At 69.9% G+C, this 11,568-nt stretch carries 7 protein-coding genes; 4 read left to right on the top strand and 3 right to left on the bottom strand.

Features of this window, described 5'->3' with window-relative positions:
* Positions 1-8: 8 nt before the first annotated feature.
* The 3 genes from ABZ904_RS13230 to ABZ904_RS13220 form a co-directional block, all read right to left on the bottom strand.
* The gene (locus tag ABZ904_RS13230; protein WP_361823027.1) at positions 9-875 is read right to left on the bottom strand and encodes a hypothetical protein; all 867 of its coding nucleotides are present in this window, start codon (positions 873-875) and stop codon (positions 9-11) included.
* Between the two features lie 192 nt (positions 876-1,067).
* The gene (locus ABZ904_RS13225) at positions 1,068-2,159 is read right to left on the bottom strand and encodes a metallophosphoesterase (protein ID WP_359390638.1); all 1,092 of its coding nucleotides are present in this window, start codon (positions 2,157-2,159) and stop codon (positions 1,068-1,070) included.
* Between the two features lie 244 nt (positions 2,160-2,403).
* The gene (locus ABZ904_RS13220; RefSeq protein WP_359390640.1) at positions 2,404-3,516 is read right to left on the bottom strand and encodes a LacI family DNA-binding transcriptional regulator; all 1,113 of its coding nucleotides are present in this window, start codon (positions 3,514-3,516) and stop codon (positions 2,404-2,406) included.
* A gap of 456 nt (positions 3,517-3,972) precedes the next feature.
* Here ABZ904_RS13220 and hisC point away from each other — a divergent pair, with 456 nt between their 5' ends.
* The 4 genes from hisC (at position 3,973) to cydD (ending at position 11,499) form a co-directional block, all read left to right on the top strand.
* Positions 3,973-5,052 (top strand): histidinol-phosphate transaminase, encoded by a 1,080-nt coding sequence (hisC, locus tag ABZ904_RS13215; RefSeq protein WP_359390643.1) that lies wholly within the window; start codon positions 3,973-3,975, stop codon positions 5,050-5,052.
* 300 nt (positions 5,053-5,352) lie between these two features.
* Positions 5,353-6,861: a cytochrome ubiquinol oxidase subunit I gene (locus ABZ904_RS13210; RefSeq protein ID WP_360990901.1), complete on the top strand. Its 1,509-nt coding sequence runs from the start codon at positions 5,353-5,355 to the stop codon at positions 6,859-6,861.
* Positions 6,862-6,881: 20 nt separating this feature from the next.
* Positions 6,882-7,901, top strand: a complete 1,020-nt coding sequence (cydB, locus tag ABZ904_RS13205) for a cytochrome d ubiquinol oxidase subunit II (RefSeq protein WP_360990898.1) — start codon at positions 6,882-6,884, stop codon at positions 7,899-7,901.
* Positions 7,902-7,956: 55 nt separating this feature from the next.
* Positions 7,957-11,499 carry a thiol reductant ABC exporter subunit CydD gene (gene cydD / locus ABZ904_RS13200; protein WP_361823110.1) on the top strand — a complete coding sequence of 1,181 codons (3,543 nt, stop codon included), beginning with the start codon at positions 7,957-7,959 and terminating at the stop codon, positions 11,497-11,499.
* The last annotated feature ends 69 nt before the right edge of the window (positions 11,500-11,568 follow it).

Genomic DNA, 11,568 nt, shown 5'->3' with positions numbered 1-11,568 from the left:
GGTGGCCGTCACTCCGGCTGATGTTCGGGCCCCCCGAAGTCTGGGCTGGTGAAGTCCGGGCTGGTGAAGCTGGGACGTGGCCCCGCGGCCGGACCGCCGTCGGGACTGCTGAACCCCGGACGGTCGTAGCCGAGATGCGGGATGCGGCTGGGGGCCGTTTCCGGTGCCTTCCGGCTCATCGCGGCCGCCCCCGGGTCGGCGAGCGCATCACGGAGGAACGGCAGGATGCCGCGCTCCAGCAGGGCCTCGTGCCAGGCTTCCCGAGCCCTGGCCACTTCCACCGTCAACTCGCTCCGTGCCACCTCCTCCCTTTCCGAGGAACTGTTGCGCAGAGCGGTGAGCAGCAAGCCGACCGCGGCGATCAGGATCGCCGCCGCGGTGACCCCGCCGAAGACCCACCCGGTGGTCAGGAGGGTCCGTGCGAACGCCTGGTCGGGGTCGACCACCTTGAGGATGTAACCCACGAGCAGGAAGATCGCCGCGGCGGCACCGGCGAGGAAGGGAGCGAGGACCGTGGCGACGGCACCGGCTCCGGCGCTCGCCGCGGCCTCTCCCACACTGGCCGCGAGCCCCAGGCCGTCCATCTCCGAATCCACGGAACCGGCGGTGTTCTCATGGACGGACGGGGTGGACGGCGCCGGCCGGCGCAGTTCCTCGCGGACCTTCACATACCGGTGGTACTCGGCGGCCGCCGCCGCGGTGATGAATGCGGTGGCGTTCAGCGCCATGGTGCGCAGTTGTTCGGGGTTGAGCCGCTGTCCCACAGCGGCCAGTTCCGGGCGGTGTGGTGCGGAGCGCAGCGCCTCATCGAGGACCCGCTCATAGTCTTGGCGGTCCTCGCTCAGCAGGTGCTGCGGAACGCTGTTCATGTGCATCCCCCGATGCTCCGTAGGGCTTGGGACTCGGCATGCTGACGAGCCGTCGGGCAGAAACGGAGGGGAGCCTGCTACGGATAAGGCGATGGTAGAGCGGCGACGGCACACGGTGACAGGGGGTTTCCAGAAATTGGCCCTGGGTCGCGCGGCCTTCGAGGGGTTCCGGGCGGCGGACGCGTGCCCGGTGAACGCCTAGGCGTTCAGGGGAAGTTGCTGGACGAGCAGCTTTCCGGCCATGGTCACTCCGCCGTCCATCGCGATCGCCAGCCCGTCGGCATAGACGTGCGGGCCCTCGACCACCGGACCGGTGGCGTCCTCGCCCTCTTCCGAGCCGACCTCGCCCAGCAGGTACGGAATGGGGCTGTGGCCGTGGACGATGCGCCTGCCGCCGTATGTCTCCAACAGGGACCGCACGGCGTCGGCGCCGCCTTCGTCGCGGAAGGAGAAGCGCTTGGTGAACTTCCGGAACAGGTCCCACACCTCGTCCGCGTCGTTGCGCGTGAGTGTTTCGTGGACGGTGTCGTTGACCGCTTCGATGGAGTCGCCGTAGTCGAGGTAGGCGGTGGTGTCCGAGTGGACCAGAAGATGTCCGTCGACCTCCTCGACCGCGTCCAGACGCGCCATCCACTGGAGGTGGTGGTCCTGCAGGCGGTCCATGTCCGTCTTCTGGCCCCCGTTGAGCAGCCAGGCCGCCTGGAAGGTGGCGGTCCCGGCGCCGGAGCTGACCGGGGTGTCGCCGAACCGCTTGGCGCCGAGCAGCAGCAGCTCGTGGTTGCCCATGAGCGCCTTGCAGTAGCCGCCGGCGGCGGCCGCCTCCGCGGACAGCCGCATCACGAGGTCGATGACGCCGATGCCGTCGGGCCCGCGGTCGGTGAAGTCGCCCAGGAACCACAGGCGCGCCGTGCCCGCGGACCAGTTGCCCGCGGCGTCGATGAGGCCCTTCTCCTGGAGTGCCGCCTCGAGCTGGTCGAGATAGCCGTGGACGTCCCCGACGACGAAGAGCGGACCGGGACCGTCGGTGGGCTGCGGGGCGGGCGCGGACGCGGGGTCGGCGCTCAGCAGGGTGGCACCGCGGTCGATGACCGGGAGGTCCCGCTCGGTGGGCGTGTAGGCGTCGGAGTACTCGTGGGGGTGTCCCTCGGGCGCGGCGACGGGCTGGGCGAGCTCGCCGGGGGACGTGCTCTGCGCATACGGACCGGTCTCGTGGACGTACGCGGGCACCCGGAAGTCGCGCATCGTCGCCGTGCGCTCCACCTCGGGTCCCTGACCGGCCCCCTGAGTCATCGACCCCTCCACCATCCCGCCGCATCTGCACCGCTTCGGACTGCCTGGTCGCAGCGGCCCGCGCTGTCGTGCGCCCATCATAGGAATGCGGGTCGCGCCATGTGATGACCCAGGGGTGGTGAATCCGGGAAGGCTCCAGTTCACCGCGGCATTCGCCCCAAATGGGCGGAGGTTTCCCCGGGCGGGGTCCCGGCCGTCGGCCGTCCGCGGGCAACCTGCGCGCCGCCCGCGGATCATCACCTGGTCACCCGTGCTCGGGCGACCGGGGCGGGCTGACCGTCGTACGGGGCGGCCGCCGCTCGGACGACGTACGGACGATCAGCTCCGTCGGTATCACCTGCTCGACCGGCTGGTCGGACTGGACACCCTCGATGGCATCGATGAGGAGCTGGATCACGGCCGTGCCGATCCGGCGCGGCTTCAGCGAGAGCGTCGTCACGGGCGGCTCGGTGTTGGCGTACACCGCGGACTCGCTGCAGCACACGAGCAGCAGGTCGTCGGGGACGCGCAGCCCGTACCGGCGGGCGGCGGCCAGCAGGTCGGTGCCGTTCGGGTCGAAGAGTCCGTAGACCGCGTCGGGGCGGTCGGGGCGGGCCAGTAACCGGTCGGCGGCCACGGCGCCCGCGCACGGGTCGTGGGCCGGGTAGGCCTCGTAGACCGGGTCCTGCCCGACGCGCTCGCACCAGTTCAGGTACGCGGTCGTGGACAGATGCGTGTAGGTGTCCGTGGTGGTCCCGGTCAGCAGTCCGATCCGGCGGGCGCCGGCCTCGGCCAGATGGTCGAGGATGCCGAGGACCGCGGCCTCGTGGTCGTTGTCGACCCAGGCGGTGACCGGCAGGGAGCCGGCCGGCCGGCCGTCGGAGACGACGGGTAACCCCTGCCGGACCAACTCGCTGACCACCGGGTCCTGGTCGGAGGGGTCGATGACGACCGTGCCGTCGAGGGCGACGTTCGACCACACGTCGTGGCGCGATGTCGCGGGCAGGATGACCAGGGCATAGCCCCGGGCGAGCGCGGCCGAGGTCGCGGCTCTGGCCATCTCCGCGAAGTACGCGAATTCGGTGAAGGTGAAAGGTTCATCCCCGTACGTCGTCACCGTCAGGCCGATCAGGCCGGACTTGCCCGTACGGAGGGTGCGGGCCGCGGCCGAGGGGCGATACCCGAGCCGGTCCGCGACCTCGCGGACATGGCGTCGGGTGGCGTCCGGCAGCCGGCCCTTGCCGTTGAGGGCGTCGGAGACGGTCGTGATGGAGACCCCGGCGGCGGCGGCCACGTCTCTGATGCCCGCCCGGCCCGGCCGGCTTCCGCGGCGGGAGGTTTCCGCCCGGCTCACCTGGTGCTTCCCTGCTGCTGTCATGGCGAGCCGATAGTAGGGCTCATGCGGTGGGGTGGTGCGGACGCATATGCACCCGTTGACAGACACGTTTCTGCATGGTCAATAGAGGTCAAGTGCCTTAGATGTAAAGGGATTTGAACGATCCATCCTCAATACGTGCCTTGTCTGCACGCATGGGCCTGCCGAGGTCGCCATATTTCGAAGAGGTCTCAACTCACCTGCACGAGGGATGCGCGCCACGGAGTGAGCCACCGGCGCGTCATACGCGGGGGCGACGCGCCCCCCGAAGTGTGCGCCATCCTGCGGTGATGCGCCCGGGTTCGTACGCCGATGCGGCCGGGCTCCGACGGTTACGCGGAAGGTGGCGGAGACTGTTGTCCACGGCCCGTTCGCAGCGGCGCCGAATCCTCATAAGGTGAGAAGCATTGGACGCCGGTGGCGATCACGGAGCCGGTGATGTGCGCGAGGAGGACTGCAGTGAGCGAGACGAGCCCGAAGCTGCGTGCCGAGCTGGAGGGTATCCCCACCTACAAGCCCGGCAAGCCCGCCGCGGCAGACGGGCCGGTGGCCTACAAGCTGTCCTCGAACGAGAATCCCTACCCCCCGCTGCCCGGCGTGATGGAGGCCGTGACCGCGGCGGCCCATTCCTTCAACCGCTACCCGGACATGGCGTGCTCGGGCCTGATGGCCGAGCTGTCCGAGCGCTTCGGGGTGCCGCAGACCCACCTCGCGACCGGTACGGGCTCGGTGGGTGTCGCCCAGCAGCTGCTGCAGGCCACGAGCGGCCCGGGCGACGAGGTGATCTACGCCTGGCGGTCCTTCGAGGCGTATCCGATCATCACCCAGATCAGCGGTGCCACCTCGATCCAGGTGCCCCTGACCCCGGGCGATGTGCACGACCTGGACGCGATGGCCGACGCGATCACCGACCGGACCCGGCTGATCTTCGTCTGCAACCCCAACAACCCGACCGGCACGGTGGTGCGACGGGACGAGCTCGAGCGCTTCCTCGACCGTGTGCCGGACGATGTGCTGGTGGTGCTCGACGAGGCGTACCGGGAGTTCATCCGCGACATCCAGGTGCCCGACGGCGTCGAGCTGTACCGCAAGCGGCCGAACGTCTGCGTGCTGCGCACCTTCTCCAAGGCGTACGGGCTCGCGGGACTGCGCGTCGGCTTCGCCATCGCCCATGAGCCGGTCGCCGCGGCGCTGCGCAAGACGGCGGTGCCGTTCGGAGTCAGTCAGCTGGCGCAGGAGGCGGCGATCGCCTCACTGCGCATGGAGGACGAACTGCTCGGCCGGGTCGGCTCGCTGGTGTGCGAGCGCAGCCGCGTGATGGAGGCACTGCACGCCCAGGGCTGGACGGTGCCCGAGACCCAGGCGAACTTCCTGTGGCTGCGTCTGGGGGAGCGGACGACGGCCTTCGCAGCCGCCTGCGAGCAGGCCGGCGTGGTGGTGCGTCCCTTCTCGGGCGAGGGGGTGCGCGTGACGATCGGCGAGGAAGAGGCGAACGACATCTTCCTGAAGGTCGCGGAAGGCTTTCTCCGGGAGCAGTAGAGCAGTAGCCGCCATCGCGGCCTCGCGCACCCTCGCCGGCCCGCATGGGCGAGGGTGCGCGAGGCGTGCCCGGAACCTCCGGAGCATGGCCGAAGTACGCCAGGGGCCCGTCGGCCCCGGCTTGAGGACCCTGCGCCCAGCTTCTTAGGGACCCCCCGCCCATCCGGTCTCGAACCCCTATGCGCCATAATTGCTTGTGAATGTGAACGCGTTCACAAGCTCGTCCTGATTGCTCCGTGATGTGTGGGACAACCTGGACAAACTGCCGCTTGACCACGGCGATGTAAGGGAGAAGACGACGTGGACATGGCTTTGGCACCGGAGACTCTGGCGCGATGGCAGTTCGGTATCACCACCGTCTACCACTTCCTGTTCGTTCCGCTGACCATCTCGCTGGCCGCGCTGACGGCCGGACTGCAGACCGCCTGGGTGCGTACGGAGAAGCAGAAGTACCTCAGGGCCACGAAGTTCTGGGGCAAGCTCTTCCTGATCAACATCGCGATGGGTGTCGTCACCGGCATCGTCCAGGAGTTCCAGTTCGGCATGAACTGGTCCGACTACTCGCGCTTCGTCGGCGACATCTTCGGCGCCCCCCTCGCGTTCGAAGCCCTCATCGCCTTCTTCTTCGAGTCCACCTTCATCGGGTTGTGGATCTTCGGCTGGGACAAGCTGCCGAAGCGGCTCCACCTCGCCTGTATATGGATGGTCTCCATAGGCACCGTCCTGTCGGCGTACTTCATCCTCGCGGCCAACTCCTGGATGCAGCACCCCGTCGGCTACCGGATCAACAAGCAGAGGGGGCGTGCCGAACTCACCGACTTCTGGCACGTCCTGACCCAGAACACCGCACTCACCCAGGTCTTCCACACCCTGTCCGCGGCCTTCCTCACGGGCGGCGCCTTCATGGTCGGCATCGCCTCCTTCCACCTGCTGCGCAAGAAGCACGTGGCCGTGATGAAGACCTCGCTGCGGCTCGGCCTGGTCACCGTCGTCATCGCCGGCATGCTCACCGCGGTCAGCGGCGACCTCCTCGGCAAGGTCATGTTCAAGCAGCAGCCCATGAAGATGGCGGCCGCCGAGGCCCTGTGGGACGGCGAGAGCCCCGCGCCCTTCTCGATCTTCGCCTACGGAGACGTCAGCAAGGGGCACAACACCGTCGAACTGTCCGTCCCGGGGCTTCTGTCCTTCCTCGCCGACGACAACTTCAGCTCCTATGTTCCCGGCATCAACGACACCAACAAGGCCGAGCAGCAGAAGTACGGCCCGGGCGACTACCGGCCCGTCATCCCCGTCACCTTCTGGGGGTTCCGCTGGATGATCGGCTTCGGTATGACGTCCTTCGTCATCGGGCTGGCCGGCCTCTGGCTCACCCGCAAGAAGTTCATGCTGCCCACGCATCTGCGGGTCGGTGAGGACGAGGTGCCGCATCTGGTCCTCTTCCGCAAGAAGGCACTCGGCCCGAAGCTCACCCCGTGGTGCTGGCGCATCGCGGTCTGGACCCTGGCCTTCCCGCTGATCGCGAACTCCTGGGGCTGGATATTCACCGAGATGGGACGTCAGCCGTGGGTCGTCTTCGGCGTGTTGCGCACCCGTGACGCGGTCTCCCCCGGTGTCTCCCAGGGCGAGGTCATCACCTCGATGACCGTGTTCACCCTGCTCTACGCGGTACTGGCGGTCATCGAGGTCAAGCTGCTGGTGAAGTACGTCAAGGCCGGACCGCCGGAGCTCACCGAGTCCGATCTCAACCCGCCCACCAGGATCGGCGGCGACTCCCAGGACGCCGACAAGCCGATGGCCTTCTCGTACTAGGCCGAGGGAGCGCTCACATCATGCAACTTCACGACGTCTGGTTCGTTCTGATCGCGGTCCTGTGGACCGGCTACTTCTTCCTGGAGGGCTTCGACTTCGGGGTCGGCATCCTCACCAAGCTGCTGGCCCGCAACCGGCCCGAGCGGCGGGTGCTGATCAACACCATCGGGCCGGTCTGGGACGGCAACGAGGTCTGGCTGCTCACTGCGGGCGGCGCCACCTTCGCCGCCTTCCCCGAGTGGTACGCCACCCTCTTCTCCGGGTTCTATCTGCCACTGCTGGTCATCCTGGTCTGTCTCATCGTGCGCGGTGTCGCCTTCGAGTACCGGGTGAAGCGGCCCGAGGAGAACTGGCAGCGCAACTGGGAGAACGCGATCTTCTGGACCTCGCTGATCCCCGCGTTCCTGTGGGGTGTGGCCTTCGGCAACATCGTGCGGGGCGTGAAGATCGACCAGCATCTCGAGTACGTGGGGAACGTCTGGGATCTGCTCAACCCGTTCGCACTCCTCGGCGGTCTGGTGACGCTGACCCTGTTCACCTTCCACGGCGCGGTGTTCACCGCACTCAAGACCCTCGGCGACATCCGGGAGCGGGCCCGGAAGCTGGCCCTGCGGGTCGGTCTGGTGACCGCCGTGCTGGCGCTGCTTTTCCTCTCCTGGGCCCAGATCGACCAGGGTGACGGCAAGAGCCTGGTCGCGATGATCGTGGCGGTGGTCGCGCTCCTGGCGGCGCTCGCGGCGAACCAGGCCGGCCGCGAGGGATGGTCGTTCGCGTTCTCCGGCATCACCATCGTGGCCGCGGTGGCGATGCTCTTCCTGACGCTCTTTCCGAACGTCATGCCGTCCACGCTCAATGCGGACTGGAGCCTGACGGTGACCAATGCCTCATCGAGCCCCTACACCCTGAAGATCATGACCTGGTGCGCCGGGATCGCCACGCCGCTGGTCCTGCTCTACCAGGGATGGACGTACTGGGTCTTCCGTAAGCGCATCGGTACGCATCACATCGCCGCCGACGCCGCTGCCGGAGCCGTGCACTGAGTTCTGGTGGGGAGGGGCGTTTCACATGGAACGCCTCTCCCCCGACCGGAAAGGCATGTTTCACGTGAAACCGATCGATCCGCGACTGCTCCGCTACGCCCGCACCACACGCTTCTTCCTCATGGCCGTCATCGGGCTGGGTGCCGTCGGAGCGGCTCTGGTCATCGCTCAGGCCATGCTGATCGCCGAGGTGGTGGTCGGTGCTTTCCAGCACCACCATTCGGTCACCGAACTGCGCACGCCCCTGACCCTCCTGGCGGCTGTGGCGGTCGGCCGGGCGCTGGTCTCATGGCTCGTCGAACTCGCCGCCCACCGGGCCGGCGCGGCAGTGAAGTCCGAGCTGCGGGGGCGGTTGCTTGCCAGGGCCGGAGCTCTTGGCCCCGGGTGGCTGGGTGAGCAGCGGACCGGATCGCTGGTCGCCTTGGCCACACGAGGGGTCGACGCCCTCGATGACTACTTCTCACGCTATCTGCCGCAGTTGGGGCTCGCGGTCGTCGTGCCTGTCGCGGTACTCGCGCGGATCGTCACCGAGGACTGGGTGTCGGCCGCGATCATCGTCGGCACGCTGCCGCTCATCCCGCTCTTCATGATGCTGATCGGCTGGGCCACCCAGTCCCAGATGGACCGTCAGTGGCGGCTCCTGTCACGGCTTTCCGGGCACTTCCTCGATGTCGTCGCCGGACTGCCGACCCTCAAGGTGTTCGGCCGGGCCAAGGCCCAGGCCGAGTCCATCAAACGGATCACCGGTGAGTACCGGCAGGCGACCATGCGGACGTTGCGGATCGCGTTCCTGTCGTCCTTCGCGCTGGAGCTGCTCGCCACGATCTCCGTGGCGCTCGTCGCGGTGACGATCGGCATGCGGCTCGTCCACGGGGACATGGACCTGTACATCGGCCTGGTCATTCTTGTGCTCGCCCCGGAGGCCTATCTCCCGCTGCGGCAGGTGGGTGCGCAGTACCACGCTGCGGCTGAGGGGCTTTCCGCCGCCGAGGAGATCTTCGCGGTACTGGAGACGCCCGTACCGCCGTCCGGAACGCAGCGCGTGCCGGACGGGGAGGTCGTCTTCGACGATGTGACCGTACGGTTCCCCGGGCGGTCGTCGGACGCGGTGTCCGGGGTGTCGTTGACGGTGGCACCCGGAGAGACGGTCGCCCTCGTCGGGCCGAGCGGTGCCGGAAAGTCGACGCTGCTCAACGTTCTGCTCGGGTTCGTGGCACCCACGAAGGGGCGTGTACGGGTCGGGGGAGTCGATCTTGCCTCGGCCGACCTGGAGCAGTGGCGCTCGGGGATCGCCTGGGTGCCGCAGCGGCCGCACCTGTACGCGGGCACCATCGCCGAGAACGTACGGCTGGCCCGGCCGGATGCGGACGACGCGGCGGTACGGGAGGCGCTGGCCGACGCCGGGGCGCTGGAGTTCGTGGACGCGCTGCCGGCCGGTGCGGCCACGGTGCTCGGCGAGGACGGGTGGGGACTGTCCGCCGGTCAGCGGCAACGGCTCGCCCTGGCCCGGGCGTTCCTTGCCGACCGGCCGGTGCTGCTGCTGGACGAACCGACGGCGTCCCTGGACGGGGCGACCGAGGCGGACATCGTGGAGGCGGTCCGCCGGCTGGCCGTCGGACGGACGGTACTGCTGGTCGTGCATCGCCCGGCGCTGCTCGAGGTGGCGGACCGGGTCGTCCGGCTCGACGCGGCGGAGTCCGTCACCACGGGCGCTCACGCACGGATCGCGGCTGTCCCCCGGCCCCGCCAGGCGGCGGACCCGGCCCGGGCCCTCGCCGAGCGGACGCCCGCCGTAGCTCCGGCGCGGCATGGCCGTGTGCTCACCCGGGTCCGTGCCATGGCCGGTCCTCGGCGCGGACGGCTCGCCCTCGCGCTGCTGCTCGGCAGTCTGGCGCTGGGCAGCGCCGTGGGGCTGATGGCCACCTCCGGATGGCTCATCTCGCGGGCGTCCCAACAGCCTCCCGTGCTGTATCTGATGGTGGCGGTGACGGCCACGCGGACGTTCGGGATCGGCCGGGCCGTCTTCCGCTACGCGGAGCGGCTCGTGTCGCACGACGCGGTACTGCGGATGCTGGCCGACACGCGGGTCGCGGTCTACCGGCGGCTCGAGCGGCTGGCACCGGCCGGGCTGCGGACGACCCGGCGCGGAGACCTGCTCTCGCGGCTCGTCGCCGACGTGGACGCCCTGCAGGACTACTGGCTGCGCTGGCTGCTGCCCGCGGGCGCCGCGTTCGTGGTGTCCGCCTGCTCCGTCGGCTTCACTGCCTGGCTGCTCCCCGAGGCCGGCGCCGTCCTGGCCGTCGGCCTCCTGGCTGCCGGAGCCGGCGTACCCCTGCTGACATGTGCCGTGGCCCGTCGCGCCGAGCGGAGACTGGCGCCCGCCCGGGGCGAGTTGGCGACCAGGGTGACCGACCTGCTCACCGGGACGGCCGAGCTGACCGTCGCGGGTGCGCTGTCCGGGCGGACCGCCGAAGCGCGACGGGCCGACGGCGTGCTCACCCGCATCGCCTCCCGTGCCGCCACCGCCACCGCGCTCGGCGACGGGCTCACCGCGCTCGTCACCGGGCTGACCGTCGCGGCCGCCGCACTCGTGGGCGCGCAGGCCGTGGCCGACGCACGGCTCGGCGGCGTGGCCATGGCCGTCGTGGTCCTGACCCCGCTGGCCGCCTTCGAGGCGGTCCTCGGGCTGCCGCTCGCGGTGCAGCACCGGCAGCGGGTGCACAGGAGCGCTGAGCGCGTCTTCGAGGTCCTGGACGCCCCCGAACCCGTACGGGAACCGGACCGGCCGCTGCAGGCACCGTCCTCGCCCTTCCCGCTCGTCCTCGACAGGCTGACGGCCCGTCACGACGGGCAGCGGCGGGACGCGCTCAGCGGGTTCGACCTCACCCTCGAACAGGGCCGCAGGGTCGCCGTGGTCGGCCCGTCGGGCGCGGGCAAGACGACGCTGGCGCAGATACTGCTCCGGTTCCTGGACGCGGACGCCGGCTCCTACAAACTGGGCGGCACCGAGGCGTCCGCGCTCGACGGCGACGATGTGCGGCGCCTGGTGGGGCTGTGCGCCCAGGACGCCCACCTCTTCGACAGCTCGGTGCGGGAGAACCTCCTGCTGGCGCGGAGGAACGCGAGTGAGCAGGAACTGCGCGAGGCCCTTGAGCGGGCGCGACTCCTGGAGTGGGCCGAGGGACTGCCCGACGGCCTCGACACCCTGATCGGCGAGCACGGCGCACGGCTGTCCGGCGGCCAGCGGCAACGGCTCGCGCTGGCGCGGGCCCTGCTCGCCGACTTCCCCGTCCTCGTCCTGGACGAGCCGGCGGAACACCTCGACCTGCCGACGGCGGACGCACTCACCGCGGATCTGCTGGCCGCCACCCAGGGGCGTACCACGCTGCTGATCACCCATCGGCTCGCCGGTCTCGAGGCCGTCGACGAGGTGATCGTGCTCGCGGAGGGGCGGGTGGTCCAGCGAGGCCCGTATGCGCGGCTCGCGGCGACGGAGGGGCCGCTGCGCGAGATGGTGGAGCGGGAAGCGCGGGGGGATCTGCTGGCGGACCGGAGGGGTCACGCGGGCCCGTCGGCGCCGGCCTTCGCGGGCGCCTAGGAGCCAACACCCGCGGGCATGGCGGACGGAGCAGTGGCGGCCCCTCGGCCGGGGGACGCCGCTGAGCCA

Origin of the sequence: Streptomyces sp. NPDC046900 (assembly GCF_040644975.1) — a bacterium.
Taxonomy (GTDB): domain Bacteria; phylum Actinomycetota; class Actinomycetes; order Streptomycetales; family Streptomycetaceae; genus Streptomyces.
The sequence above is the reverse complement of the archived record's forward strand: the minus strand, read 5'-3'. Positions and strand labels throughout refer to the sequence as shown.

Excerpts from the sequence above, each read along its gene's own strand:
- ABZ904_RS13230 (WP_361823027.1), bottom strand. The coding sequence starts at position 875 with ATGCACATGAACAGCGTTCCGCAGCACCTGCTGAGCGAGGACCGCCAA.
- ABZ904_RS13225 (WP_359390638.1), bottom strand. The coding sequence starts at position 2,159 with ATGACTCAGGGGGCCGGTCAGGGACCCGAGGTGGAGCGCACGGCGACG.
- ABZ904_RS13220 (WP_359390640.1), bottom strand. The coding sequence starts at position 3,516 with ATGACAGCAGCAGGGAAGCACCAGGTGAGCCGGGCGGAAACCTCCCGC.
- cydB (WP_360990898.1), top strand. The coding sequence starts at position 6,882 with ATGCAACTTCACGACGTCTGGTTCGTTCTGATCGCGGTCCTGTGGACC.
- cydD (WP_361823110.1), top strand. The coding sequence starts at position 7,957 with ATGTTTCACGTGAAACCGATCGATCCGCGACTGCTCCGCTACGCCCGC.